A 25,457-nucleotide genomic window follows, 5' to 3' on the forward strand; every position below is an offset into this window, starting at 1 on the left:
TTACTTACTCATAATAAGATCCTGCGAGTAATACCGTCGCTATGAAATTCCATGATATATTTTTAGGCATCTCTTCACCTTTATTTTGAAAAGCACCATCACAATCATTTAGCCATGCTTCCATTGATTCTAAATAATCTTCTAATGTTATATTCTCCCACTCATCTTTATTTTCTTTGAAATCTTTTTGAAAATAAAACAGGAATTCTACTAATTTTTCTTTTGAATCTACACCATTAGCCAACTCATAAATATCCATATTATTACTCCTTTCAAATACAAGTAAAATCCTCGATCTCTTCAACACAAAAACATTCTTTTTTATAAAATGCTATATTTCTCTTCCAACCAATCTTCTATAACATATTGTCCTGCTATCCCTGAAGGATTTTTAATTTTCTTCCCTTCTTCTTCACTAACCATTTCAAAATCGATTAAAGGACCATCTGCTCTCCCTCGGCTTACAAAATAAGTCCCCTGATCCTTATTCTCAAACACAAAATCTGGAAGATTATACTCCCCCGGATCAAACAATTCCATTGGTAATCCACCAATAATTTTCCAATCACCATCTAACCAACCAGACCAGGCAGTATACGCCGTAAATAATACTTCTTTTTGATTCTTGTAATAGTTTTTAAACTCGCTTATCCGTATTTTTTCATCTGTAAATAAAGAAAAATATTCTATATATGTTTCCCCATCATATGGCCGCGTAACATTTTGGCCTTTCACTAACATGCCGTACCCATACTTATTAATATTTTTAAGATTTATCGCAAAAACTATCCCTGGCTTAAATGATTTTTTGCGACGCTTTTTTAATTTAAACTTACAATCTACTACTTCTTGTTCCTCTAAAGAAAAACTATCACTCTGCATTTCTAATGCATTTTTTAACATTATCTCTAACTCATTTATATTTGGTAATCTGTGAGGCCCTTCATTATATATCTTTTCAATCTCTTGAAAAGCATCCATTAAAATATCAATGCTTTCATCACTTATAATCAATTTATCCCCTTTTATTTCCTCTTTATAAAAAGACATATTTTCTCTCCTTTACTCTCTTATACATATCCCTTGAAGACTCTCTTTTTCTTTCTATCACACTAAAACACGCACCACTTCTTCTAATAATAAACCCAACCATTCATCCAATTTGTTTCAAAACACTCTAATACATTCAGCCTTCTTTCCATAGTACTATTTCAAGATCATACTCATTCTTTAGAAAAGTAAAGCCACTTCTCATAGATGCATCTACTACAATAAGGCTAGAATAAATTAATGATCTTTGAGCATCATCATATCCAATGAAATGTAATACTTCTTTTATATATAACATGAAATCTTCCAACTCTATTTGCACACCAAAGTCCCAATTTTCATGTGCATACCATAGAATAATCTTCTTAGACAATAAACTAGTTAATTCACGTTCAAATTCTTTTATTTCATTGATAACTTGTTCAGCATTTAATTTACTCATAACTTTAATAGGATTCGGTGTTTCATCAATTAAAAAGTTTACTAATGAAGCAATTTTCTTCCCGCTAATAATCTCAAATTCTTTTATAGACGGACATAACATTAAAAACTTTTCTCTAGTAGCCTTTTCCTCGACCTTTTCTCTTAACATTGCTATTTTCTTTAAACGTTCATTCACATTTATCACCTCATACATTCAGTAAATTAACATAATAAAGCGTATCATCCGTTTGAAAATACATAACCGATCCACAGCTATAATAATTAACAAATTGAATCGGCTCTCCAAAATGTTCATAGTACTTTTTCTGAATGTCACTTAATTTATTTTTTCGAAAAAAATTCATTTATGCTCTACAACCCTCTTTCTACTATACAACCTTGTTATTAAAGATAGATTTCTTCTTTCCAACTACTGGATTTAGATTGAACTACTATTAGATTTTCACTTTCCCATTTTAAGGTACCCAAAAATCTTGCATACACCATTTCATTTCCTACTTCTTCCACCAATAGTTGATCTCGAATCTTTAATCCCTTTTCATCATACACTTCACATCGTAGTTGGAAACCTTTAACACGATGAATTCCTTTTAATATCGCTATCCTCTTACGGCTTGGGCTTTTCTTAGGTGTCTTCCCAACTAAAAATATTCCTTCATAGTTTTGCTTCACAATTTCATCTAAAGATTCCTCTATATACCCTTTAACAACAGATGATGAAAGAGTAGAGTTTTCTTCAAGTCCAGGGACAACATATTGGCGTACTAATTTGCAAAACTCTTTGTATTTCTCTTCAACTGAATTTAATGCTAAAAAGTCCATAAAATCATATGGAACATATATACGAATTTCACCCAAAGCTCTATTCACTTCATATGAAATATCAGTGTTTTCGTTAGCTAAACAAAAGACAGTTACTTTTTCAATCTCTCTTAATCCCATCTCAAACTCGCTAACTTTCTTTGAGAAAATTAGCTCAAAAATTCTAATTTCATGTACAAGCAAATAATGTTTTTTAGGACGTTTTTTTTTCCAATCGTAAAACTTTACTTCAAGCAATATAATTCACTCCTTTAAATTTATCACCATGCATCGGGGACCTATGATACCTTTTATTAATTTATTAAACTGTACTCCTTTTTCATTCTATCTTATCTATATTTTTAATATGCTCTACTCACAACGCACACGGTGACATAACAGCCATAAATACATCACTTCTCTCACCTGGTGCTATATACACTCCTTCTGCATCTAAATATTCAATGGAAAAGGCTGCTAGCTCATACGCCATTTCTTGATCGCATTCAAAAAGTGGATTTATAAAAACCTCACTTCCTGTAATCTTTTGTAAATCTTTCAAACAGTTAGACTTACTTCTTGCATAATCAGCCACATTCTCATTAGCCCAAGACCACATCCAACTGTTACTCTTTTCAGACCAAGAACCTATAAAAACAACACTAAATTCAAGTAATACTTGACCATTTTTTTTAAACTGTAATATACATTGATCTTGATCATACCAATACTCATCAAAGTTATAGATATTATAATCTGAAATGAATTTTTGCTGTTTACTTTCTAATTTGTCATAACACATAACAAGATAATTTTCGAATTGTTCATCCGTCATTGCCAATTATCACACGCTCCCTTCCTTCAAGATCTCCGCTACAAACAATATATCTTACTCTCTCAAAACCTATATAAAGTGAAACTTTAATTAGCCCTTACCAATTGGGCTTTTACCAGTAGCCCCCGCCCACATATCATATACGTTTCTATTACTAAGATATCTTAATATATACAAAGAAAGAAGAACTTATATAAGCCCTTCTTTCCGTAAATAGTTTCTTTACTTCGTCTAATTTATTTTATCACGATAAATAAATTCAACATTGCACAAATGCACCCCAACCATCTGTATATCCACCAAACTCTTCACCCAGTTTATTCAATTCCTTTTGCATCTCTACAATATCCTCATAAATTAAGAACATTTCTTTAGAACAAGTACACGTCCAATCTTCAAATTCTTCATTATAATCTAATTCACAATTTAAGCCCAGCTCTTGTAGTCTGCCAATTATTTTTTCTCCATTACCTTGATCAGGAATTGCAATAAAGAAATCTACTATATGTTTTTTATTAAAATCTATACCTTGCTTGTATAACATATTTAATACTTGTCCATCTTCATCTTTTGGGAATTTCATTATTTCTCCCCTTTTCTATAGCATATAATAAACCTTCATTTGGAACAAAAAATATTCCATTACTTAAAGTCCTCTTTACCCGTTATTTTTAAGTTTTTTCCATTCTGTATACCTAATATCAATCACTTCTTTTAATTTAAAGTAATTTTCCCAAGTATCTTGCACTTGATATAATGTATCACACTCTAAAAATACATCATCATAATCATCTAAATATAAACCTTTTTCAAAATCAAAATAATCTATTGCAAATTGATTCCCTTCATCATTTAACATGTCATCGCTTAAAACCCCATCCCAGAACATATAAACTTGAGTTCCAGTCATTTTTCTAAGCTTAAATTTATTAATTTCCTCTTCAGTCTCTTCTAAAAATTCATCACTAAATAAATTATTATCAATAATCCAACCTAAGAACATTCCAGTATGTACAAATGCTTGCTCCATCGGTAATTCTTGTGGGAAATCTCCTTCATAATGATATTTAGCTTTATCGTAAATTATTGTTTGGAACAAGATTCTCACTCCTATTTCACATAATATAATTGAGCTCAAATAAATAATTCTTTGATACACTTTTTAAAAAGGTAAGTTGACTAGACTCTGTGGGGTTTTTGCTTCCAAAGGCTAAGTCTATCGCTACTGCTCAAGGTTACAGTGCACCATCATCACTCGCAGGCACTATCTCAAACCGGCTAAAATTCGATATGGGCTTTCCAGTATTATAAAACCTGTAAATAAAAACCCCTATAAGTTACATTCGAAGTTTGTATCTAATCATAAAAACGTCAAATGTTTCCTTCTAGGGGTTACCAATATTTATGATTAATAGAAAATCTAGAGTTTAATGTTTTTCCAACCAGAAAAACCAGATATAAACAATTAACCCCACTATAATCACGAAAATGAATAACTAACCTTGTTTATCCTAGATTCATATTAGAAAGAAAGTTTTCAAATAACTCCAATTCAAATTTATCCCTCGTCTTTAAATACTCTCTCTTTTTCTCAATGATTTGTTCTAATATCTCTTCTTTATTTAATAACAAGGCTAATCCAATAGCATTTTGTGCTCGCGTCCCATCAAATATTGTCCCTATTAATCCAGCCTCATCATCATCTCTTACACATAAATCAAATACATTTTCCATATCTACATACTTATCAATATATGGAATGAAGTATTCCTTAACTTCTTTTAAAATATCCATAGTAACAGGTAAAATATCTTCTTCCTTTTCAACACGCCACCTTTTTTGCTCTCTATAGACTAAATTCCCTAAATCAACTCCAATTGTATAGGTCTCCTTTTTCTCTCTAATTGTTAAACCGTCAGCCCATTGATTTTTCATATTTTCTAATTCATCAAAACGAATTCCCACATCCACCGTCACATCAAAATCTTCTAGGTGATTGATAAAGGCTAAATGTATACCGATTTTTCCTTTATCAAATTTTTTCACCAGGTCTTGTTGTGTAGTTATAGTCTTATAACCGTCTTCTTTTAACTCTTCACCTAGACCTTGCAGTAGCTTTAATTTTAATTCTTTTTTGTTCATATAATTCCTTCCGCTCTCTATTTTGATTTGTCCCACGAGGATTAGATACATGTCCTATCCTATATATAAAGAAAAAAGAGCCTATATTCGCTCTTCCTTCATATACACATTTAACAAATGCATCTTTCTAACCACTAACTTTTCTGGTGATATATTAATAGCCTCTAAAAGCAAACTGAATATACAAGTATGTACCAACACCATAAATAACAAAAGCAACTATAGTAATTAGCCAATTTTCACGAGTTTTTTGTACATACTTCGAACATGCCCAAAAAAGAAGTAAAATAATTAATTGAATTGCAGTCACTTTTGAGACAGCAATTATAGTAGTTTCCGTAACAAATACTACCCATGTCCCGAACAACATCCGAATACAAAAAATAATCGCCCCAATACGTGTTTCAGTATATTGTTTATTTATATTTATAAAAAATATATCTTGCAACATAACAGTTAATGTTAATACAACTACTAAAGCCAAGATAGAAATGAATTCTAAAAATTCTATAAGCACTTTTAGTCTCCCTTTTGACATCATTTTATTATAATTTTCATTAAAGATTCTTACTATCATGTAACTAGGTCTACAAATACCCTCTCATTATCTATACAGTTTTCGCATACATAATATGAAAATAACAGCTAAGAGCATAAATAATAAGTGCAATCATTGTAATATACCACTTTCCTCTGTACTTCTTTACACACTGCATAAGCCCCCAAAGGAAAAGTAATATAATTGATTGAATCACTAAAATATTTAGCGTCCCTAACAGAGTAGCTGTCATAGGGTAAATGATCCATATACTCACCAATGAACGTATAGCCATGACCGTAGCAAAGATTCTCCTATAATGAGACAGTCTTATACTACCTATGCAGTACTCTTGTAAAAATACGATAGATGCTACTAGCATATTTAAAACCAAAATTAATAAATATCCAAAAAACTCTATCAACTCTAAATTCTCCTTCATAAATTTATTTACGATTTCCTATCGCATCAAAAGTTAACAATTCACTCCGAAGTTTTACAAGTTACTTTTTCAAAAATACTAGCTAATATTCCAATAATCATCAAAGAGATTACTATTCATACATTCATTTTATTACTCAAGGACGACCTATTTAAAAATCCAATTTTTTAGCGGACTTGAAATAGTCTTGAAATTTATCATCGATGTCCTCATCTTTACTAAAAAAAAGCGTTACATACGAATCCCAACAAACAATTTCAAGTTTTGCTTGAGGGTGCTGAATATTTGGACTTGGTACCCAGAGCCCTTCATTTCCATTTGCATAGGGTTCTACAAGCAAATTATTAATATCAATGTTTATAGACTTATCAAACGCAGATAGTACACCCCAAATAAATTGAGGATTATATTTCTTTACGAGATTTGAAAGATCTTCACCTGCTATCCAAACTATTGGATGCGACATTTTAGGATAATCTCGGATAAGTTTCTCTTCCTGATGTGCGACATTCTCCATGTCTGTTATAAGCCAATTAAACTCTTTTTCCCTACCTTGAAATGAGTCAAAAACGGAAGCTAAAACTGTATATTTAGATCCATGTAAAATGAAGTTCATCCAATCCCTCCAATTAGTAACAATCGATAAGTTAGCCTTCTTGAACTTATTATGTGTAGATAATTAAACAAATACCAATGAATACTGTTACTATACACAATATAATAGTTGTTGCAGTATCTAGCAAAATGCTTACGACTAGGAAAATTATTGATTTAAGAGCAAAAGAAGGCCCTTTTTCTTTCCATTGACGATAGATTTGCATCATTGCATAAATTAATGGAATCATACCACCTATAATCAGAATAATCCCTATTATTTTCCCCATGTTTCCCCTCCTTTTAAAGATTCGAATCAATAAATATACTATATAATCATACACCCTCAAAATATATCCTTATATTTTTGAAGTTATTTTACACATACAAAACCCTCTAATCATAGCTACACTCGTATTAAGCGCATTGTTAAAAGTTATATAATCTTTCATTCTGTAATTAATGGAACTTTCCATCTGCTAAAAACGTTGCCATACAGCTTAACATTTTCTAAGGTATTAAATTTCCTAAGATATCAATTAGCTCTTCTAATGCTCTTCCCAAATCGTTTATATTGTCTCGTTCATCAAAACCTTTCTCCATTAATTCATCTGCTATAATATCTCTCAATTTATTTATTTTTTCAGTTTCTATCATACGTAAGTCTTCATAAGCATTTAACCATAGTAAATGTTTATTTTGTGATTCTAATGTCTGTTTCAATAAAATCTGCATCTCTTTATTTAATTTAAACAAACTTATTTTTTCCTTTCCTTATGTATTTTGAACCTTTAGCAAAAGTTGTAATTACTTTACCTTTTTTATTTAAAACTACTACAGCCTGTTTACTAGTATATTTAGTTCTACCGCCACTTTGTATAACTTTTTTACCAGTTTTAACAACATTTAAAATGGCCTTAGATGATACTCCTACACCATCACGACTAATTGCCTATACCATTTCTTTCCTTTCATAAACTCACCTCGCTGAAATATTTTTCAACACAATAATGTTACATATTCAAATCTAAATTAAATAAAGAGTAAAGTAAATGCAGTTTAAAAATAAATACATCTATCATAAAAAAAGAAAAGACGATTTCTTTTCTCATTAATGCTTGTAGTATCCCACCCCATTTAATGATTGATAAAATAAGAAAAGGGCTTTTTTGGAATCATCGGTTAAACTTGCAATTTAGTTGCAGAAGGAACAAACTGATGATGCGGAAAAACGTAGTATATAGAAGACTATGTAAGGAGTTTGTCATATGATTGATAACAGAATTTCGAAAGATTATGACCATGAAATAGATGATTCTTTAAAAGAAATTACAGATACAACCATCTTACTTAATTTTCAAAAAGCGATTGTAAGTTTATATCCTCATCTAATACCAATTCATGCTTTTGCCTATGACGCATGGGATGATATTGTAATGCCATTGTTTTATGAGATGGTATATAAAACCTTTGCTTTTAAATACGGGATAGATATTAACTTTAAAGAAACTCATACCTATATGTTTTCGCTTAATAGTTATAAAGGGATACATCACATCGAGTGTGTTCCAAAGTGCACGACATTTAAGATTTATATTAACGAAGAATGGATTGAAATGGATAATAAAAGTTTGAAAGAAAATGTATTTGTATTTAAGTCATTTGGGGATGGATTGCATTTTCTAACTGGTGGAATTGAAATTGCAGATGCTTATCGTGTAGGATTTGACCTTGTTGAGGTTGATATTGTTTCTACCATAACAGGTCTTCCATCTAAAACAAGTATTTTTATTGATAAAGAGCATGTAGACTTTGTGTTTGTTGCAGAAACATATGATACAAATATCCAAAATTAAAAATTTTATGTAAGAAAGTAGGAAGAATATCTTCATTACTACTCATATCAAATAGTTGTTTGAACACGCTCCGCTATTATATATACAAACTTCCTACTACATTTCATATGAGAAAAAGTTATTACGATAAACAAAGAAAAGGTCTCCTAAAATATCTTTTAGGAGACCTTTTCTTATTAATAGATTTTGTAATTTAAGAGTAAACACTCTTAAATTACAAAATCCTCCGGAATAAACACTTTCACTTCTTTCGGCTGTACGTATACGAAATCACCCGCTTGAATGTTCAGCTGTTTGAACTGTTCTTTCGTAATTTCTGCTTCTAAATATTCATCTGTTTCGTCTCGTTTTAATTCTACATATACGATATTTCCGACTGCGTGAGAATAAGATACTTTTGCTGGGATTGCATCTACACTTTGTTTCGTACGAGAGATTGATAAGTCATGCGGCCTTACATAGGCTATTCCGTCTACGTTTGAAACGTGCTTATGCTCTGGTGCTTCTAGTTCGACCGATCCTACATTTAGCTTTCCTTTATGAACGCGGCCGTGAAATAAATTTACATTTCCTAAAAAGTCATATACAAACGGACTTGCTGGATTTTCATATACTTCTTCCGGTGTTCCCATTTGTTCAATGCAGCCTTCATTCATTACAACGATGCGGTCTGCAACGTCTAACGCTTCTTCTTGATCATGCGTTACGAATACGCTCGTAATTTGAAATTCGTCATGTAATTTTCGGAGCCATCTTCGTAATTCTTTTCTCACCTTTGCATCGAGTGCACCGAACGGTTCATCAAGTAATAAAATTTTCGGTTCGACTGCAAGTGCCCGGGCTAGTGCAATACGTTGACGTTGTCCACCAGATAATTGCGCTGGATAACGTTTAGCAAAGCCATCCATTTTTACGAGCTTTAATAATTCTGTTACCTTTTCTTCTATCGCTTCTGCTGACGGTCTTAAGCTTTTCTTTCTTACTTTTAAACCGAAAGCGACATTCTCAAATACATTCATATGTTTAAAGAGCGCATAGTGCTGAAAGACGAAACCGACTTGCCTGTTTTTCACGTGAATGTCTGTTAGATCTTCCCCATCAAATGAAACAGAGCCTCCATCCGCTTCTTCTAATCCTGCAATAATGCGTAATAACGTCGTTTTCCCAGAACCTGACGGGCCTAATAAGGCAACAAGTTCACCTTTTGGAATATCCAAATGAATGTCTGTTAGTGCTTGAAATGTACCATATTGCTTTGATACACCTTGAATTTGAATACTCACCGTAATCCCCCTCTTATTGGCGTTTTTCCATTCGCCATTCAATCCAGTTTTTTATAATGAGTGTAAACACTGCAATTAATGACATTAACGTCGCTACTGCAAATGCTGCTGAAAATTGATATTCATTGTACAAAATTTCAATATGGAGCGGCATCGTGTTCGTAATGCCACGCACGTGACCTGATACGACAGAAACGGCTCCAAACTCACCGATAGTACGGGCATTACATAGAATCATGCCGTATAAAAGACCCCATTTGATATTTGGAAGCGTAACGCGCCAAAACATTTTCCAGCCACTTGCGCCAAGTGATAAAGCTGCCTCTTCTTCACTTTTCCCTTGCGCCTGCATAATCGGAATTAATTCACGTGCAACGAACGGGAAGGTTACAAAGATTGTTGCAATAATAATGCCTGGTACAGAGAAAATGAGTTTCACTCCATGTTCAAGTAACCATTCGCCAAGAGCACCCCTCGGTGTGAAAAGTAAGACGAATACTAATCCTGCGATAACTGGTGACACAGCAAACGGCAGTTCAATAAGAGAGAGTAATACTTGTTTTCCTTTAAACTGAAACTTTGTAATAAGCCACGCGGCCGCTACCCCAAATATCGTATTAAGCGGCACAACGATTAACGCAACGAGAAGCGTTAATCTAATTGCTGAAAATGCTTCTTGATCTGTAATAGCGGCAATGTATACATCCATCCCTCTTTCAAAGGCTTTTAGAAAAATAGTTATGAGTGGCAGTAATAGAAAGAGAGATAAAAATAAAACTGTAATCGTAATTAATACGCCTGGTACAAGCTTAGATTCTTTTTTAGCTGATACGCTTTTTACTATTTTCTTTTCTAATAATGTTGGTTCCATTTTCTCTCCTCCTATTCACTTTTTAGTTCATGCCTTCTACTCCAGCTTTGAATCATATTAATAAGAAGAAGGAAAAGGAGGGAAATAATAAGCATCACGGTCGCTACAGCTGTTGCCCCCGCGTAATCATATTGTTCTAGTTTCGTCATAATCATCAGTGGTGCAATTTCTGTTTTCATCGGCATATTACCTGCGATGAAAACGACAGATCCGTATTCTCCTAATGCTCTTGCAAATGCGAGTGAAAAACCGGCAAGAAGAGCGGGAAAGATTTCTGGTAAAATGATTTTCACAAATATTTGTAAGCGGGATGCACCTAAACTCGAAGCTGCCTCTTCTACTTCTTTATCAATATTTTGCAGCACTGGTTGCACCATTCGAACGACAAATGGTAAACCGATAAAAGTAAGCGCAACGATAATTCCGAGTGGTGTAAAAGCTACTTTTATATGAAACAGACTAAATATTTTCCCAATCCATCCATTTTCCGCATAAAGCGTTGTAAGTGTAATACCAGCTACAGCTGTCGGAAGTGCAAACGGTAAATCAATGAGTCCATCTAATAGTCTTTTTCCTGGAAATTTGTAGCGTACGAGCACCCATGCTATTAATAAACCGAAAATGGCATTTACAATAGCAGCTGCAAATGAAGTTGTAAAACTAACTTGATAGGAATGCAACACACGCTCGTTCGTTATAACCCCAGCGAACTTCTTCCAACCTAACTGTGAAGTTTGAATAAATACGATAGAAAGTGGTATAAGTACGAATAAACTCATGTACAACATTGTAAATCCAAGCGATAATCCAAACCCTGGTAAAACACGTTTCTTCCTCATCCTCTTTCACCTCATCCCCCTTTAGCAGTACGCATTATTTTTGATAAATTTTATCGAATACGCCGCCGTCATTAAAGTGTTTCTCCTGCGCTTTTTTCCAGCCACCAAATAGTTCATCTACTGTAAATAATTGAACTTTCGGAAATTGAGATGTATATTTTTCTGCTACTTTTTCATTACGTGGACGATAAAAGTTTTTTGCCGCAATTTCCTGTCCTTTTTCTGAGTACAAATATTCAAGATACCCTTCTGCTACTTTTTTCGTTCCTTTTTTATCAACGACTTTATCTACAACCGCTACTGGTGGTTCTGCAAGTACACTAATAGAAGGGGTTACAATTTCAAATTTATCTTTTCCAAGCTCTTTTTGGGATAATAACGCTTCATTTTCCCATGCGATTAATACGTCACCAATTCCTTTTTCAACAAATGTTGTCGTTGCTCCGCGCGCTCCTGAATCTAATACTTCTACGTTTTTATAAATTTGGCTAACAAACTCTTTCGCCTTATCTTCACTATTATTATATTTTTTCAGTGCGTATCCCCACGCCGCTAAATAGTTCCAACGTGCCCCGCCTGATGTTTTTGGGTTTGGTGTAATGACAGACACACCTTTTTTCGTTAAATCATCCCAGTCTTTAATACCTTTCGGGTTTCCTTTTCGAACAAGAAATACAATTGTTGACGTGTATGGAGTGGAATTATTCGCAAGTCGCTTCTGCCAATCTTCTGCTAATTGTTTTTTCTTACTAATCGCATCAATATCATAAGCAAGTGCTAGTGTAACAACGTCTGCTTCTAAGCCATCAATAACAGAGCGCGCTTGACTTCCAGATCCCCCGTGTGATTGTTTTACATTTACTGTTTGCCCGTGCTTCTCTTTCCAATACTTCGCAAAATCTTTATTGAAATCTTGATATAACTCCCTCGTTGGATCATAAGAAACATTTAAAAGCTCAACTGTTTTTTTATCTCCACTTCCTTCAGAATTACTAGTGGATGTTGCCGAACCACACCCTGATAAAAGTACAACTGCTGATAATAAAACACCTGTACTTTTCATAAACGCTGTCTTACCCCACTTTTTCATCGTTAAGCCCCCTTAGTTTATACAATAGAAAAAGGCACACAATATATTCACAAATGTGAACATTGTGCGCCTTCAGTTTATCTGATTAGCTTCTAATGTATTCTATTCGATTTCTTTTCATTTTAATTCTGTAATTCACATGTGTCAACTTGGAATTTGAATTTTCTTATTAAACTAAAATATTGGCATACGTTGAGCCCAATGATTTTTCAAATCAGCAAATTCTTTTGGTAACTTACTATTTTCATTCCATTCTAATTTATATGCATTTACTAACACCGTAGCCATTGATTCACAGTCCACTACTCCATTTTGATTAAAATTACCGTTCTTATCACTTTCAGAGTTCATCCATAATTTAACAAATAAGATATTGCACCCGACGTAAGCGTTAATTTCTTCTGTTCTACGTATGTCCCCTCCTTGTTGGTCATATACAGGTTTAAATATATGGCACCACAGCTTAATCAATACAAAAAAAATGAGGCAACCACCTCCAAAGATGGTTGCCTCATTTTTACACTTGCATCGCTTTCTCTCTCAATGCTCTTCTTAACAACTTACCCGTCGTATTCTTCGGCAATTCTATTAAAAACTCAATGCTTTTCGGCACTTTATATTTCGCTAAATGTAACGTACAGTAATGCATTAGTTCTTCTTCTGTTACGTTTGCTTGCTTCAAAACGACGTACGCTCGCACAGCTTCTCCTAAGTTTTCATCAGGAACACCGATTACGACAACTTCCGCTACTGATTCGTGCGTATATAATACTTCTTCTACTTCACGAGGGTATACGTTATAACCGCCAACTAAGACGATATCTTTTTTACGATCCACGATATAGAAGTAACCTTCTTCATCCATTTTCGCCAAGTCACCTGTATATAGCCAGCCGTCTTTCAATGTCGCAGCTGTATCTTCTGGTGCATTATAGTATCCTTTCATAACGTTAGGTCCGCGAACAATTAATTCACCGACTGCGCCGACAGGTACTTCTTCCCCAAGTTCATTTACAATTTTATTTTCTACATGCCAAATATTTGTGCCAATTGATCCTGGTTTCCGAGGACGATCTAGCGGATTGAAACAAGTAACTGGTGATGCTTCTGATAAACCGTATCCTTCTGAAACAATAACGTTAAAACGTTTTTCAAAGTTTTGCAGAAGAGCAACAGGCATCGATGCACCACCGGAAATACAAAGGCGAAGCGTCTTCACATCTTCTGCGCTTGCTTCTTCAAATAAATATAAATAATTGTACATCGTCGGTACGCCAGCAAAGATCGTTGGTTCGTACGTGCGACAAATACGGAATACTTCTTTCGGACTAAATTTCGGTAACATTAAAATCGTTGCCCCGTTCACAATCGGTGCATTTACCGCAACTGTTAAACAGAATACATGGAACATAGGCAGTGCCGCAACAACGCGGTCATCAGCCGTATATTGTAAATACGACGCCACATCGTTCGCATTACTATATAAATTTTTATGTGTTAACATAGCGCCTTTCGGTTTTCCAGTTGTGCCCGATGTGTATAGAATAACCGCTACATCTTCTTCATCTAGTTCAGGACCTTCGTAAGTTGTATCTCCAGTCCCCACAAAACTAGTAAACGTTTTCATTTTTTCGGTTTCTGTATGGTTAAAATCTGATGAGGTTTCGCATATGATGATGTTTTCTAATGAAGGAAGTCTTGTTGTAAGAGATTGTATAACAGGTAGAAGGACGTCGAGTACGATGATTGTTTTTACATCTCCATTTTGTAAAATATAATGCATTTCGTCTGCTGTATAAATTGGATTAACTGGAATAACAGTTGCTCCGGCTTTCATTGTTCCGTATAAACCGACCAAAAAATGTGGTGAGTTCCCAACAACTAATGCGACATTGTCCCCTTTTCCAATGCCCATTTCTGCTAAATTGCTAGAAAACCTTGTGACCATTTTGTTTAATTGGTCATATGAGACCGACTGATCCATAAATATATAAGCCGGTTTTTCCCCCTTCTTTTTTGCCGTTTCAGCCAAAGATTGAACGAGATTCACAAAAACCCCACCTTTATAAAATTTAGAATATTTAAAAATTCTAAATTAATTATATTAAAAGAAAATTAAAGTGGCAAGTGATATTCTATTAACTGCATATAGACAGATCACCTTCTCTTAGTTTACTTTGGAAAAATAAGGGGATTTTATTTACAAGTAATTTATAACACTAGACCAAAAATCATTTTAGGATAATATGCACTCATCTTTTCTCTAAGTTTATCAAGTTCCTCTTTATGTAACGTCGTATGCTTTCCAAACAAGTTAAGAGCGTCCGCTCCATCTTCATGAAAATAAACTGTAACATATAATGCCGGTAACCCTATATTGTCTTCATCTATTGATAAGATGACATCTGGTGTTTTATTAACAGTGCTGAATGTTTCATTTCTTTTCCACTTCTTATTTTGAAACATGTCTTGTATATCATGTATCTTTCGTTTGTTATCTGTATGCGTAAAATATATAACATTATCCTCAGCCGGTTTTCCGATAGACAAAATTGTACGACTTGAGGGCGATCCACTGTTACACGCTGTCATTCCGACGGCGAAGCTGAGTAATAATACAACGTACATTACCCTTTTCATTTCGATTCGCCTCCTTTTGAATATATATATTCCTTTACGAGGGGCAAATGTCCTGTGATTTTATGTTTTGTGGTAAATGAAATTATATGAGCGATTTTTCAGTTATATCAGCGCCGCTCGATTTATATCGGCGATTTTTCAAATATATCAGCGCAACTCGGTTTATATCGGCGATTTTCCAAATATATCAGCGCAACTCAATTTATATCAGCGATTTTTCAGTTATATCGACTTACCGACAAAACCTGACAATCTACGCAAAAAAGAAAGAGGCTGCCCGTTATGGAAGCCTCCCTCATTTTTAGAAGAATAAATGTAAGAAATCTTCTGTTGTAATGTTACCGAAGTAGCGTGCGATATCTACGCCTTCTAAAGCTGCAGTGAATGCATCTTTATCGAACTGAACGCCTGTTAGACGCTCTTCGATATCATGAACATCTAGTGAACCGAAGAAGTCGCCGTAAATTTTACATTCTGTTACTGTTCCCTTTTTCACTTCAAGACGAACGTCAACTTGTCCAACTGGGAAGCGGTGTGAATGTTGTAAGTTGAACTTCGGTGATTTTCCGTAGTTCCAATCCCAATTTTGGTAACGTTCTTCAGAAAGTTTATGGATTGCTTTCCAATCCTCTTCTGTTAATTCATACGTTGGGATTTCTGTTTCTCCTTCGAAAATTGTTTCTAGAAGAAGTTGTCTAAACTCTTCTGTCGTCATTTCTTCGTTTAAGAACTCTGTAATGTTCGCAACGCGGCTACGGATTGACTTAATTCCTTTTGATTGAATCTTATCCATTTTTACTTTTAACGCTGATACGACGTGATCGATTTCAGAGTCAAATAGTAACGTACCGTGGCTGAACATACGACCTTTCGTTGCGAACTGTGCGTTACCTGAAATTTTTCTACCTTCAGCTAAAATGTCGTTACGACCACTTAGTTCTGCATTTACGCCTAATTTACTAAGCGCTTTCGTTACAGGTTCTGTAAATTTTTTGAAGTTGCTGAAACTGTCTCCATCATCTTTCGTAATAAAACTGAAGTTTAAGTTTCCTAAATCATGATATACTGCGCCTCCGCCTGATAGACGACGAACGACATGAATACCTTTTTCTTTTACGTAATCTGCATTAATTTCTTCTACTGTGTTTTGGTTTTTACCAATGATAATCGAAGGTTCGTTAATGTAGAACAGTAAATATGTTTCGTTAATATCTAAATTTTTCACACAATATTCTTCAATCGCTAAGTTTATTCTAGGATCTGTAATTCCTTTATTATCAATAAATAACATCGTATCACCTCATGAGTTCCATACGTAGCCACTATGCGCTAGCGTAATGTGGCCACTGAAAATTTGTTTTGCTTCTGTTACTAAATCAGATGGGTTGCCTGTATGCGGTAAGTGCGTTAATAAAAGTTCTTTTACATTCGCATCTTTTGCAATACTTGCTACTTCTGTACTATTCATATGCCCTGCTTTTGCAGCCTCTTGATGTGCATACATATTACACTCACAAATGAAAAGATCAGCATCTTTCGTGAATGGAATGAATTCAGGAATATAACTTGAATCAGCGCTGTATACTACAGCATCATCTCCAGCTGTAATACGCATCGCAAAGCATGTAACAGGATGAACAGTTTTTAAGAACGAAATCGAGAATGGTCCAACTTGAAGTGTTTCTTCTGGATTGTACGCGATTCCTTTCGTATGTGGTTCATGCGTTAAAGAATGGAATCCATTCTCGTCAAAGGTATGGCCGTATATTGGTAATTCCGGTAGTTGCCCCTTCGCCCCGCTCATAATTAATCTCGCATATTGCAATACCCCGATATCCGCAACATGATCATGATGATAGTGTGACAGTACAACTGCATCTATATGAGATGGTGTTATATATTTTTGAAGCTGTGCTAGTACACCACTACCACAGTCTACAAGTAAACGAAAACCATCGTGTTCAAACAAATACCCCGACGTTGCTTCTCCCGCTTCTGGAAAGCCGCCCCAAAAGCCGACAACAGTCATTTTCATATGTATCCATCCTTTCTAAAGCCGAGTAGAAATGCATGTTTTACTTACATCCTACATTGTTAACTATAATCCATTTCCTAAACTTTTTCATTAATTTTCAATTTTGTTATAAAACAGTTGTTGACTTTTATTTTTTGTACTAATACAATGATGGTAAGAAATGGAAATGGAGGGATTGACATGATCGATCAACCAATGGAGTTTTTCAGAAATTTACCGACGAAAACTTGTGCGCACTGCGGGAAAGAAATTGATGAGCAACACGAAGCATACCATAACAAATGTGACGATTGCGTTCACGAAGAATAGTAGTTTGTGAACATAAAAAAACCTAGCAGACATAGTCTACTAGGCTAATAACATCTTATCCTTCATCGTTGAACCTTTCACCAAGAGCTCCAGTTCAAACTCATACAATTCTTTTTTTCGATAATTTTTCGTATGGATTTTATCCATCATCAGGTCGACAACTTTTCGGGCCATTTCATCAATTGGCTGTTCAATTGTCGTAATACCTGGTTCTGTAATCTGCGATAATATTTGATTATCAAAACCGATAACAGCGAGATCATCTGGAATGCTCCAGTTATGGCGTTTCGCCTCTGAGATAATTCCAGCTGCTACCTCATCGCCTCCTGCCAAAATCGCGGTAGGATTTTTTTTGTCCTTTAATACTTCATGGAATATTCGTTTTCCATCTTCCCAAGAGAAAGCGTTTTCAAGAAAGTCAATCGCTTCTACTTGGCGGCTCTTCTCAGTTATTGCACGTAAAAAGCCCATTTTTCGCTGCTGGCTAACGACTTTGGTTTCGTTACCACGGCAAAAAATAAGATTACGATATCCTTGATCTAACACATGCTTCGCAGCTATGTATGCTCCTTGCGCATGATCAAACTTCACTGTTGGAATATTTGCTTCCTCAATATATTCATTACACAACACGATTGGACCGTGCTGTAAGTATGGCTCTACATCTTCCCACGGATTTTCTAGTGAACATAGAATAATCCCATCTACTTGTTTCGTAGATAATAATTGTAAATACTCCATCTCTTTTTCCGGTAAATATCTTGTTTGACAAATAATCAGTTTATATTTATGTTCAGAAGCAGCAATCTCGATTGCTTCAATAAATCTACTGAAGAAAGGATTTGTAATCCTTGGAACTAGCACCGCAATTGTTTCCGTTTTTTGTTTACGAAGCCTTCTCGCCGCAGAATTAGGAACGAAGCCTAAATGCTTCATTGCTAATTGAACCCTTTTTTTCTTCTCATCTGAAACATATGGATGATTATTAATCACCCTAGAAACCGTTGTCCTTGATAACCCCGCTAATTTCGCCACGTCCTCTATAGTCGACACGAAATTCTCCCCCTTTGCATGAAAACGTTTTCTTAAATTGATTATATAGTATATTATTGGAAACTGCAATATCGGTTGTTATGATTTTACTATATTAATATTATACATAGGTAAAAGTCTGTTAATGCATGGGCAATATACTGCTTTTAGAAATTTACGTTATGTACATTCCTTTTCTTAATACCATATATCCTTTATTCAATATAAAACCCCATCAATACGTCATCTCCATATGATCCATCTTCATACTTTATTTGCTTTCGTTGTCTGCCTTCTTCTACAAAGCCCATACGTTTGTACACTTTAATTGCCCGATCATTAACAGAAACTACACCTAAACAAATTTTCTCTAAACCTTTCTGCCCTTTCGCCCAACTAATAAGAAATTCAATTAATTTCGTGCCGATGCCTTGATTACAATACGCCTCTTTAATCCCCATTCCCATTGTGCCTGCGTGTTGTAACCGTTCTAGTTCATATCGGTTGAAAATTAAAAAGCCAACTACCTTCCCATCTACTTCATACACGATATAAAGATTACCTTTCTCATTACTTTTCCGTATCTTTTCTCTTTCTGCATTCATATCATTCGGTAACTTCTTTGGGGATACTATGAAAAATTTTGTAGTAGTTTCCGATAATATAATTTCTTTTCTAATATTCATAATTGCTTCTGCATCAGTCTCTTTTACTAACCGTATCATTAAATCACCTCGTACTTTTTCTTTTGAAAAATAATATTACAACTATAAAACGCCCAATATGCAATATTACATATTGAGAATCTTTTTACTCTTGATACAATATTCATACATCAAAATAAAAGGAATGTATGCAATGAATCCAATCTTAACAGCTGCAAAACAACTATTACATAAAGAAGAAAAGGTTTTATCTACTTTAAAATGTTCACTTACTGGCTATATGATTACGCATAAAGTCCCGTATCCTGGCATGTTACTTGCTACTAATCAAAGACTTCTCTTTTTTAGCCAATATAAAAACACATTCATTGCCGAATTTGATTATGAAAAAATTCTATCCATAGAAACGAAGAGAAGAATCTTTGACAAAAAAATAATATTTTACTATGAAGATGAATATATAACGCTTGGATACATTACAAGTTCGAATGTTGAAGCGTTCATAGACTTACTACAAAGAAACAGCAAGACTAGCACAGGCTTATAATCAGCGGGGATCCCCTCGCTGATTCATTATTTTAACTCCTCCCACTTCGTCCAAACTTCCCTCCCGTTTATACAGTACATATTATCCTCTCTATTCATAAACCCCTGTACAATAAATTCACGTCTAATTGTACAAAAATCATCATGATATTGTTTTATAAATGTATTCATTTCTTTTTCTGTATATTGATTTTCAGCATTTAACTTGCTAATTAAATGCTCTAACAATACTAGTTTTTTCTTCTTTTGACCTGGAATCGATTTTAAACGATCCTCTTTATCGAAAAAGTTACGAATGGTCGTATCCCGGAATTTCATTTCACTTTCAGTCATTTTATTGTCCTCCATTAATTTTTATACAACAAAACTTTATTGTTTGTCCTTACTATTCTTCTTCATTCTTTCACTTACAACATCCATAAAGTAATACCCACTAATAAGCACATAGTAAACTACAAGTATTCCTAGTGCATCTTTCATATTTATATATTTTTCTTTATGAAATAAGATAGGTGAAAGGGCGTAAACAAGAAAGATGATTAGCGGATTTAAGATAAAATAATAAGTAAGATTTCCTTTCATCATATCAACTCCTCTATTCTAGTTTTCTCTGTAAATTGTTGTAAATCCTTTTCTTTCGTTTAAACTGCACATGCGATATGGTGAAATTAAGGAGAAGGATGATTATAAATGATATTTCACTCTAAAATTGATAAATTTTTCTTATTCATTATCTTTTTTGCTATTTTTCACCATAGGTGCTTCAACACTGCTTCCTCTCTTATTCGATAATGAAGCTACTACGACAGACGTATATATTCTACTACCTATTTTCTTTGTATCTTCTGGTTTCCTATTATGGAATTCCTTTTCATTTTTACTCCTCTCACCCACACTTTCTTCAAACTGACTTACCACTTTTACATTTGCAACCTATTATTCAAATTAACAAATTAAAAATGGTAAATTATGTTACAATTAACTTATACATACTTTGGAGGGTACATAGTGAAAAAAGCTATTATAGTATTAAGCATTCTATATCTTATTTTAACCGTACATACAGGAGCTGTTCTTTTAGGAAAAGAAGATTATAGAAGTGCTATCAATACATTAAAAGAAACGAAAGAAGTCTCTTCATTTCAATCTGCAAAAGACGGTGTGATTTTATTAAAAGGAGCATTAACTACTGCGCAACCTATTACAGAGGAAAAACTTCAAAATAAAGAATTCGCACTCCTTGAAATTAATACGTATAAACGACGAAAAGCAAATTGGATAAACATTGATACAGAGCAACATATTGCAAAGCAGCTCTTACTAAATAATGAGGTTCTTCCTGCATTAAAAGAAATTCGTTTTTCGATGGAACCAATTACACTGTCAGGAAAAGATATTTCCATCGAAGATTACTCACTAAAAAAGGATGATACTCAATTAACAATTAAAAGTAAAGGATACCGATATACGGGAATAGAAAACAAATCAGACACTCTTATTTTTGGCATAAAAAAGGGGGATACCCTTGAAGGGTATAGTGGTTCTGAAATTCTAATAGGAAAAACAAAAGAGGAAATTGCTAGTAATATGAAACTATATACTTTTGCTGAAAAATATGGTCCATTTATTTGGATTGTAGCTACAATTATTCTTATAAGTATCGTTATATACTTGTTCCGTAAAAACAGAAAAACAAATGAACTTTCTCAACCAATGAAGTGAAACTTTAATCAGTGGGGGTTTCTTCATCCCCCACTGATTATTAGCCCTCACCAATCGGGCTTTAATGGGCAGTTGATCCCCACCTAACTTCTTTGCTTTCGCTGAATTTTGAGGTGGGGTCTTACTGCCCATCATTAAAGCGGGATAAAACAAAACTAATAAAAAAAGCACCAAAAAGGTGCTTTTATCTACGCTTCAACCGATTGATTTTCAAGCACATTTTTAAATTTTCGTTTGTGCATCAAAGTTAAAGAAACGATTGTTCCAAATGATAATACAACGATAAAAATCATGAGTATTCCTATGTTTTCCACATGAAGTCAAAGTCTCCACTCGATACGACTGCTTTCAATCCTGATACAGAGTATGTCATCGGTAACCAAGCATTGAATGGTTGTAAAAACTTCGGAATCAATTCTAGCGGGAATGTTCCGGCACTCGTTGTAAGCTGCATAATTAATGTGATGATGGCGATAAAACGGCCTGCATCACCGAATGCTGTTACTAAACATTGAATTAATGCGATAAATGCTAAACTTGTAATGATACTAAAGAGTATGAAGTATGGAATGCTTTGTACTTCTACACCCAATCCGAACAGTAATATAACATCTGCTACTATCGCTTGAATAATACCAACTGATAGTAAAACACCGAACTTACTAATAAACCAACTAAATCCTGATTTTGGAACGCCTACTGTATCACGTAATGGGTATACGATAGATAATAATAATGCCCCAACAAATAAACCGAGTGATAAGAAATACGGCGTAAATCCAGTTCCGTAGTTAGGAACTTCCGCCATTTTCTCTGTCTTCACTTTTACAGGACTTGCAAACATATCATACGTTTTATCCGTTCCTTTTACTTCCCCAGTTTTCTCTGCCCCTTCGCCAAGTTTCTCTGCAAGTTCACCTGAACCGTCGTTTACTTTTACTTCCCCAGTTTTCTCTGCCCCTTCGCCAAGTTTCTCTGCAAGTTCACCTGAACCGTCGTTTACTTTTACGAGACCATCTGTTACTTTTCCTGAGCCATCTGCTAGTTTATTTACGCCGTCGATTAGCTGGGTTGAGCCATTTGACATTTGATTTAGGCCACCATTTAGAGTACCTAAGCCCGTTGTTACTTGACCAGATCCGTCTGCTAATTGATTTACTCCACCTGCCATTTGATTTGCTCCTACAGATAATGTCCCTAAACCGCCTGTTACTTTACTCGAGCCATCTGCTAATTGATTTACTCCACCTGCCATTTGGTTTGCTCCTGCAGATAATTGACCTAGGCCGCCTGTTACTTGACTTGAGCCATCTGCTAATTGATTTACTCCACCTGCCATTTGATTTGCTCCTGCAGATAATGCACCTAAACCGCCTGTTACTTGACCAGACCCATCTGCTAATTGATTTACTCCTGCAGATAATGTTCCTAAACCACCTGTTACTTGGCTTGAGCCATCTGCTAATTTCGTTACACCTACAGATAATGTCCCTAAACCGCCTGTTACTTGACCAGACCCATCTGCTAATTTGGATACTCCTACAGATAATGTTCCTAAACCGCCTGTTACTTGACCAGACCCATCTGCTAATTGATTTACTCCTGCAGATAATTGACCTAATCCTGCTGTCACTTTTCCAGAGCCACTTTGCAATTGCGTTACTCCATCAATTAATTGAACTGATCCATCTTTTAATTTATCGGCACCTATTTTTGCATTATCTAATCCCTCACCAAATCCATGAAACTTACTAACAAATTCATTTTGTGCGCTCGTTAGTTTCTCAATAGCACCTGCTAGAGTTTTTATCCCTGCTGGATTTGGTAAGTTTTTTTGCAACCCATTTGTTGTTTGATGTATTTCACCTTTTAATTGTTTCACTTCTTCATTTAATTTATTTGTTCCACCTGCTACTCCGGCAGCTTTTTGCTGAACTGTCGCTGTACTTTTTACAGCACTTGTTACGAATGGCTGTAACTGCTCTTGATATTCTTTTGGTAAACTTTCAATTTGCTTTTGTAAATTCGCTACCTCTTGTGCTGCATTTTTTGCATCTCCTGCTGTTGATTGTGTAAGTTCATTTAACTGATTTACATTCGCCCCAGCTCCATCTATTTTTTCATTTACTGTATTCAATATAGAAGGAACTTTCGACTGCATTTCCTCTAAGCCTGCAGCAGACTTTTGTACGTTACTATTTAACTCTTGCAATCCCTTTTGGATCGCTTGAGAACCTTCCTCTAATTGGCTTTGCCCTTCAACAAGTTTTCCCATACCATTTGATAGATCCGTTGTTCCTGTTTTTAATTCACCGGATTTACTTACTAATTTGTTCAAGCCACCGGTCACTTTCTCAGATCCATCACGCAACTCACCCGTTTTACTATTTAACGTATTTAAACCGTCTGTTACTTTGCCCGATCCGTCTACTAACTTCCCAATACCTGCATTGCTATTTAATGCATGTAAACCATCTGTTACTTTGCCTGATCCATCTACTAGTTTCCCAATACCTGCATTGCTATTTAATGCATGTAAACCATCTGTTACTTTGCCTGATCCATCTACTAATTTTCCGATACCTGCATTGCTATTTAATACGTGTAAACCATCTGTTACTTTGCCTGACCCATCTACTAATTTCCCTATACCTATCTGCATTTCACCTGTTTTGCTATTTAGTGTATTTAAACCATTTGTTACTTTGCCTGACCCATCTACTAATTTCCCTATACCTATCTGCATTTCACCTGTTTTGCTATTTAGCGTATTTAAACCATTTGTTACTTTGCCTGACCCATCTACTAATTTTCCGATACCTACCTGCATTTCACCTGTTTTACTATTTAGCACATTTAAACCGTTTGTTACTTTGCCTGATCCATCTACTAATTTATTAGATCCATCTGCTAATTTCTGAACTCCATCCTTCATCTCCCCAGAATTCCCTTGAAGTGTATGAAGGCCATCCGTCACTTTACTTGAACCATCATGCAGCTCACTTGATCCGTCGTGTAGTTTATTTGCTCCTTCCGCCCCATCTGCTAATCCTTTTGAGACGTCTTGAATGGAATCAAACATTTTCTCTGCATATGTTTTCGTTAACGTGCTTGATACTTCAGTTTTAATCTTTTCAATGGCTGTTCCTCCAATTTGTGAAGATAAGAAGTTTAAGCTTTCGTTTGGAATGTACTCTAAGTTTAATGGCTTTGGATTGTCTTTTAGTAACGTTGTAGCGTTACTTGAGAAGTCATCTGGAATGCGCACTAACATGTAATACTTTCTAGCTTCCATTCCTTTCTTCGCTTCTTTTTCACTTACGAACTCCCATTTAAAACTTTTATTATCTTTTAAATTATCAACGAGCCCTTTTCCGACCTCAATTGATTTCCCATCAAATACTGCGCCTTTATCTAAATTGACTACTGCAACTGGTAAGTCATCTAACTGTTTATACGGATCCCAAAAAGCCCACAAAAACATCCCTGCATATAAAATTGGTACGAATAAGACCGCAATAATTGGAATTAATATTTTTTTACTTTTTATAATTTCCGTGAACTCTTTCCGAAGTAACTGCTTCCCTTTCATAATTTCTCCCCCTTTTATAAAATGACCAAAATGTTCATATAGTCATTTTTACCCAAACAAAAAGGCTATACTTGTTCATACATATGCCTTATCCCTGAATTTATTACTATGCAATTTTTTCTTATTATGAT

General features: G+C 34.6%; 33 protein-coding genes. 4 read left to right on the forward strand and 29 right to left on the reverse strand.

The annotated features are described in order from the left end of the window. Window positions 1-4: 4 nt before the first annotated feature. From QCI79_RS07190 to QCI79_RS07250, 13 genes are all read right to left on the reverse strand, one after another. Window positions 5-259 (reverse strand): DUF7660 family protein, encoded by a 255-nt coding sequence (locus QCI79_RS07190; RefSeq protein WP_000356076.1) that lies wholly within the window; start codon window positions 257-259, stop codon window positions 5-7. A gap of 62 nt (window positions 260-321) precedes the next feature. Beyond that, window positions 322-1,050, reverse strand: a complete 729-nt coding sequence (locus tag QCI79_RS07195; RefSeq protein ID WP_000011705.1) for an Imm26 family immunity protein — start codon at window positions 1,048-1,050, stop codon at window positions 322-324. Between the two features lie 136 nt (window positions 1,051-1,186). Then, window positions 1,187-1,669, reverse strand: coding sequence for a YxiF family protein (locus QCI79_RS07200; RefSeq protein WP_001005737.1), 483 nt, complete (start codon window positions 1,667-1,669; stop codon window positions 1,187-1,189). A gap of 209 nt (window positions 1,670-1,878) precedes the next feature. Next, on the reverse strand, window positions 1,879-2,553 hold the full coding sequence (locus tag QCI79_RS07205) for a hypothetical protein (protein ID WP_000895167.1): 675 nt from the start codon (window positions 2,551-2,553) through the stop codon (window positions 1,879-1,881). 118 nt (window positions 2,554-2,671) lie between these two features. Then, a complete protein-coding gene (locus tag QCI79_RS07210) occupies window positions 2,672-3,136 on the reverse strand; it encodes a DUF6882 domain-containing protein (RefSeq protein ID WP_001251759.1) in 465 nt (154 codons plus the stop codon). A 253-nt stretch (window positions 3,137-3,389) separates the two neighbouring features. Further along, window positions 3,390-3,713: a ribonuclease E inhibitor RraB gene (locus QCI79_RS07215; protein WP_021727519.1), complete on the reverse strand. Its 324-nt coding sequence runs from the start codon at window positions 3,711-3,713 to the stop codon at window positions 3,390-3,392. Window positions 3,714-3,788: 75 nt separating this feature from the next. Next, window positions 3,789-4,229, reverse strand: coding sequence for a DUF7832 domain-containing protein (locus QCI79_RS07220; protein ID WP_000487868.1), 441 nt, complete (start codon window positions 4,227-4,229; stop codon window positions 3,789-3,791). A 407-nt stretch (window positions 4,230-4,636) separates the two neighbouring features. Then, window positions 4,637-5,272, reverse strand: a complete 636-nt coding sequence (locus QCI79_RS07225; RefSeq protein ID WP_001034376.1) for a hypothetical protein — start codon at window positions 5,270-5,272, stop codon at window positions 4,637-4,639. A gap of 154 nt (window positions 5,273-5,426) precedes the next feature. After that, window positions 5,427-5,789, reverse strand: a complete 363-nt coding sequence (locus QCI79_RS07230) for a hypothetical protein (RefSeq protein WP_000904358.1) — start codon at window positions 5,787-5,789, stop codon at window positions 5,427-5,429. Window positions 5,790-5,880: 91 nt separating this feature from the next. Beyond that, on the reverse strand, window positions 5,881-6,234 hold the full coding sequence (locus QCI79_RS07235; protein ID WP_000569001.1) for a hypothetical protein: 354 nt from the start codon (window positions 6,232-6,234) through the stop codon (window positions 5,881-5,883). 169 nt (window positions 6,235-6,403) lie between these two features. Then, window positions 6,404-6,868 carry a hypothetical protein gene (locus tag QCI79_RS07240; protein WP_001009372.1) on the reverse strand — a complete coding sequence of 155 codons (465 nt, stop codon included), beginning with the start codon at window positions 6,866-6,868 and terminating at the stop codon, window positions 6,404-6,406. Between the two features lie 49 nt (window positions 6,869-6,917). Continuing rightward, on the reverse strand, window positions 6,918-7,136 hold the full coding sequence (locus QCI79_RS07245) for a hypothetical protein (protein WP_000516160.1): 219 nt from the start codon (window positions 7,134-7,136) through the stop codon (window positions 6,918-6,920). 220 nt (window positions 7,137-7,356) lie between these two features. Further along, on the reverse strand, window positions 7,357-7,602 hold the full coding sequence (locus tag QCI79_RS07250) for a hypothetical protein (protein ID WP_000475560.1): 246 nt from the start codon (window positions 7,600-7,602) through the stop codon (window positions 7,357-7,359). A gap of 512 nt (window positions 7,603-8,114) precedes the next feature. On the opposite strand from QCI79_RS07250, the gene QCI79_RS07255 reads away from it, so the two are divergent. Next, window positions 8,115-8,702: a hypothetical protein gene (locus QCI79_RS07255; RefSeq protein ID WP_000566763.1), complete on the forward strand. Its 588-nt coding sequence runs from the start codon at window positions 8,115-8,117 to the stop codon at window positions 8,700-8,702. A 209-nt stretch (window positions 8,703-8,911) separates the two neighbouring features. Here the strand turns inward: QCI79_RS07255 and QCI79_RS07260 are convergent, their stop codons facing one another. The 9 genes from QCI79_RS07260 to QCI79_RS07300 form a co-directional block, all read right to left on the reverse strand. Next, window positions 8,912-9,985 carry a sulfate/molybdate ABC transporter ATP-binding protein gene (locus tag QCI79_RS07260; protein ID WP_000027104.1) on the reverse strand — a complete coding sequence of 358 codons (1,074 nt, stop codon included), beginning with the start codon at window positions 9,983-9,985 and terminating at the stop codon, window positions 8,912-8,914. Window positions 9,986-9,998: 13 nt separating this feature from the next. Further along, on the reverse strand, window positions 9,999-10,856 hold the full coding sequence (cysW, locus tag QCI79_RS07265; protein WP_000433834.1) for a sulfate ABC transporter permease subunit CysW: 858 nt from the start codon (window positions 10,854-10,856) through the stop codon (window positions 9,999-10,001). An 11-nt stretch (window positions 10,857-10,867) separates the two neighbouring features. Further along, window positions 10,868-11,695, reverse strand: coding sequence for a sulfate ABC transporter permease subunit CysT (cysT, locus tag QCI79_RS07270; protein ID WP_001227879.1), 828 nt, complete (start codon window positions 11,693-11,695; stop codon window positions 10,868-10,870). A gap of 34 nt (window positions 11,696-11,729) precedes the next feature. Next, the gene (locus QCI79_RS07275; protein ID WP_000758703.1) at window positions 11,730-12,785 is read right to left on the reverse strand and encodes a sulfate ABC transporter substrate-binding protein; all 1,056 of its coding nucleotides are present in this window, start codon (window positions 12,783-12,785) and stop codon (window positions 11,730-11,732) included. Window positions 12,786-12,959: 174 nt separating this feature from the next. Beyond that, window positions 12,960-13,136 (reverse strand): hypothetical protein, encoded by a 177-nt coding sequence (locus QCI79_RS07280; RefSeq protein WP_001999272.1) that lies wholly within the window; start codon window positions 13,134-13,136, stop codon window positions 12,960-12,962. Between the two features lie 166 nt (window positions 13,137-13,302). Beyond that, complete coding sequence (locus tag QCI79_RS07285) at window positions 13,303-14,835, reverse strand: fatty acid--CoA ligase family protein (RefSeq protein ID WP_001055200.1); 1,533 nt, start codon at window positions 14,833-14,835, stop codon at window positions 13,303-13,305. Window positions 14,836-14,996: 161 nt separating this feature from the next. Next, on the reverse strand, window positions 14,997-15,425 hold the full coding sequence (locus tag QCI79_RS07290) for a hypothetical protein (RefSeq protein WP_000832614.1): 429 nt from the start codon (window positions 15,423-15,425) through the stop codon (window positions 14,997-14,999). 301 nt (window positions 15,426-15,726) lie between these two features. Further along, entirely contained in the window at window positions 15,727-16,716 is a 990-nt protein-coding gene (lplA, locus tag QCI79_RS07295) for a lipoate--protein ligase (RefSeq protein WP_000897275.1), read from the reverse strand. A 9-nt stretch (window positions 16,717-16,725) separates the two neighbouring features. Further along, on the reverse strand, window positions 16,726-17,460 hold the full coding sequence (locus QCI79_RS07300) for an MBL fold metallo-hydrolase (protein WP_000784680.1): 735 nt from the start codon (window positions 17,458-17,460) through the stop codon (window positions 16,726-16,728). Window positions 17,461-17,640: 180 nt separating this feature from the next. Here QCI79_RS07300 and yhfH point away from each other — a divergent pair, with 180 nt between their 5' ends. Further along, window positions 17,641-17,769 carry a protein YhfH gene (gene yhfH, locus QCI79_RS07305; protein ID WP_000567010.1) on the forward strand — a complete coding sequence of 43 codons (129 nt, stop codon included), beginning with the start codon at window positions 17,641-17,643 and terminating at the stop codon, window positions 17,767-17,769. 39 nt (window positions 17,770-17,808) lie between these two features. On the opposite strand, the gene QCI79_RS07310 is transcribed toward yhfH, so the two are convergent. Together QCI79_RS07310 and QCI79_RS07315 are read right to left on the reverse strand one after the other, a co-directional pair. Then, window positions 17,809-18,822, reverse strand: a complete 1,014-nt coding sequence (locus QCI79_RS07310) for a LacI family DNA-binding transcriptional regulator (RefSeq protein ID WP_000103715.1) — start codon at window positions 18,820-18,822, stop codon at window positions 17,809-17,811. Between the two features lie 194 nt (window positions 18,823-19,016). Further along, window positions 19,017-19,526, reverse strand: coding sequence for a GNAT family N-acetyltransferase (locus QCI79_RS07315; RefSeq protein WP_000620467.1), 510 nt, complete (start codon window positions 19,524-19,526; stop codon window positions 19,017-19,019). A 133-nt stretch (window positions 19,527-19,659) separates the two neighbouring features. Here QCI79_RS07315 and QCI79_RS07320 point away from each other — a divergent pair, with 133 nt between their 5' ends. Beyond that, on the forward strand, window positions 19,660-20,013 hold the full coding sequence (locus QCI79_RS07320; RefSeq protein ID WP_001068226.1) for a PH domain-containing protein: 354 nt from the start codon (window positions 19,660-19,662) through the stop codon (window positions 20,011-20,013). A gap of 26 nt (window positions 20,014-20,039) precedes the next feature. Here the strand turns inward: QCI79_RS07320 and QCI79_RS07325 are convergent, their stop codons facing one another. The 3 genes from QCI79_RS07325 to QCI79_RS07335 form a co-directional block, all read right to left on the reverse strand. Further along, the gene (locus QCI79_RS07325) at window positions 20,040-20,345 is read right to left on the reverse strand and encodes a DUF2087 domain-containing protein (RefSeq protein WP_000140294.1); all 306 of its coding nucleotides are present in this window, start codon (window positions 20,343-20,345) and stop codon (window positions 20,040-20,042) included. A 36-nt stretch (window positions 20,346-20,381) separates the two neighbouring features. Beyond that, a complete protein-coding gene (locus QCI79_RS07330; RefSeq protein WP_001988614.1) occupies window positions 20,382-20,597 on the reverse strand; it encodes a hypothetical protein in 216 nt (71 codons plus the stop codon). 138 nt (window positions 20,598-20,735) lie between these two features. Next, on the reverse strand, window positions 20,736-20,930 hold the full coding sequence (locus QCI79_RS07335; RefSeq protein ID WP_000254586.1) for a hypothetical protein: 195 nt from the start codon (window positions 20,928-20,930) through the stop codon (window positions 20,736-20,738). 51 nt (window positions 20,931-20,981) lie between these two features. Here QCI79_RS07335 and QCI79_RS07340 point away from each other — a divergent pair, with 51 nt between their 5' ends. Next, window positions 20,982-21,734, forward strand: coding sequence for a hypothetical protein (locus tag QCI79_RS07340; RefSeq protein ID WP_003283506.1), 753 nt, complete (start codon window positions 20,982-20,984; stop codon window positions 21,732-21,734). 188 nt (window positions 21,735-21,922) lie between these two features. Here the strand turns inward: QCI79_RS07340 and QCI79_RS34965 are convergent, their stop codons facing one another. Both QCI79_RS34965 and QCI79_RS07345 read right to left on the reverse strand, forming a co-directional pair. Then, a complete protein-coding gene (locus QCI79_RS34965) occupies window positions 21,923-22,048 on the reverse strand; it encodes a hypothetical protein (RefSeq protein ID WP_021727521.1) in 126 nt (41 codons plus the stop codon). Continuing rightward, the gene (locus tag QCI79_RS07345) at window positions 22,036-25,326 is read right to left on the reverse strand and encodes a YhgE/Pip family protein (protein ID WP_249265504.1); all 3,291 of its coding nucleotides are present in this window, start codon (window positions 25,324-25,326) and stop codon (window positions 22,036-22,038) included. Before QCI79_RS07345 ends, QCI79_RS34965 begins: the two co-directional genes overlap by 13 nt. Between the last annotated feature and the right edge of the window lie 131 nt (window positions 25,327-25,457).

Origin of the sequence: Bacillus cereus group sp. MG1 (genome assembly GCF_040460035.1) — a bacterium.
Classification (GTDB): domain Bacteria; phylum Bacillota; class Bacilli; order Bacillales; family Bacillaceae_G; genus Bacillus_A; species Bacillus_A cereus.

Bases quoted from the DNA above. Each gene is read 5' to 3' on its own strand.
- cysW (WP_000433834.1), bottom strand. From the start codon at position 10,856: ATGGAACCAACATTATTAGAAAAGAAAATAGTAAAAAGCGTATCAGCT.
- QCI79_RS07275 (WP_000758703.1), bottom strand. From the start codon at position 12,785: ATGAAAAAGTGGGGTAAGACAGCGTTTATGAAAAGTACAGGTGTTTTA.
- QCI79_RS07245 (WP_000516160.1), bottom strand. From the start codon at position 7,136: ATGGGGAAAATAATAGGGATTATTCTGATTATAGGTGGTATGATTCCA.
- QCI79_RS07330 (WP_001988614.1), bottom strand. From the start codon at position 20,597: ATGATGAAAGGAAATCTTACTTATTATTTTATCTTAAATCCGCTAATC.
- cysT (WP_001227879.1), bottom strand. From the start codon at position 11,695: ATGAGGAAGAAACGTGTTTTACCAGGGTTTGGATTATCGCTTGGATTT.
- QCI79_RS07255 (WP_000566763.1), top strand. From the start codon at position 8,115: ATGATTGATAACAGAATTTCGAAAGATTATGACCATGAAATAGATGAT.
- QCI79_RS07195 (WP_000011705.1), bottom strand. From the start codon at position 1,050: ATGTCTTTTTATAAAGAGGAAATAAAAGGGGATAAATTGATTATAAGT.
- QCI79_RS07290 (WP_000832614.1), bottom strand. From the start codon at position 15,425: ATGAAAAGGGTAATGTACGTTGTATTATTACTCAGCTTCGCCGTCGGA.
- lplA (WP_000897275.1), bottom strand. From the start codon at position 16,716: ATGTTATTTATTGATAATAAAGGAATTACAGATCCTAGAATAAACTTA.
- QCI79_RS07345 (WP_249265504.1), bottom strand. From the start codon at position 25,326: ATGAAAGGGAAGCAGTTACTTCGGAAAGAGTTCACGGAAATTATAAAA.
- QCI79_RS07240 (WP_001009372.1), bottom strand. From the start codon at position 6,868: ATGAACTTCATTTTACATGGATCTAAATATACAGTTTTAGCTTCCGTT.
- QCI79_RS07215 (WP_021727519.1), bottom strand. From the start codon at position 3,713: ATGAAATTCCCAAAAGATGAAGATGGACAAGTATTAAATATGTTATAC.
- QCI79_RS07320 (WP_001068226.1), top strand. From the start codon at position 19,660: ATGAATCCAATCTTAACAGCTGCAAAACAACTATTACATAAAGAAGAA.
- yhfH (WP_000567010.1), top strand. From the start codon at position 17,641: ATGATCGATCAACCAATGGAGTTTTTCAGAAATTTACCGACGAAAACT.
- QCI79_RS07325 (WP_000140294.1), bottom strand. From the start codon at position 20,345: ATGACTGAAAGTGAAATGAAATTCCGGGATACGACCATTCGTAACTTT.
- QCI79_RS07190 (WP_000356076.1), bottom strand. From the start codon at position 259: ATGGATATTTATGAGTTGGCTAATGGTGTAGATTCAAAAGAAAAATTA.
- QCI79_RS07280 (WP_001999272.1), bottom strand. From the start codon at position 13,136: ATGAACTCTGAAAGTGATAAGAACGGTAATTTTAATCAAAATGGAGTA.
- QCI79_RS07225 (WP_001034376.1), bottom strand. From the start codon at position 5,272: ATGAACAAAAAAGAATTAAAATTAAAGCTACTGCAAGGTCTAGGTGAA.
- QCI79_RS07340 (WP_003283506.1), top strand. From the start codon at position 20,982: ATGTTACAATTAACTTATACATACTTTGGAGGGTACATAGTGAAAAAA.
- QCI79_RS07315 (WP_000620467.1), bottom strand. From the start codon at position 19,526: ATGATACGGTTAGTAAAAGAGACTGATGCAGAAGCAATTATGAATATT.
- QCI79_RS07300 (WP_000784680.1), bottom strand. From the start codon at position 17,460: ATGAAAATGACTGTTGTCGGCTTTTGGGGCGGCTTTCCAGAAGCGGGA.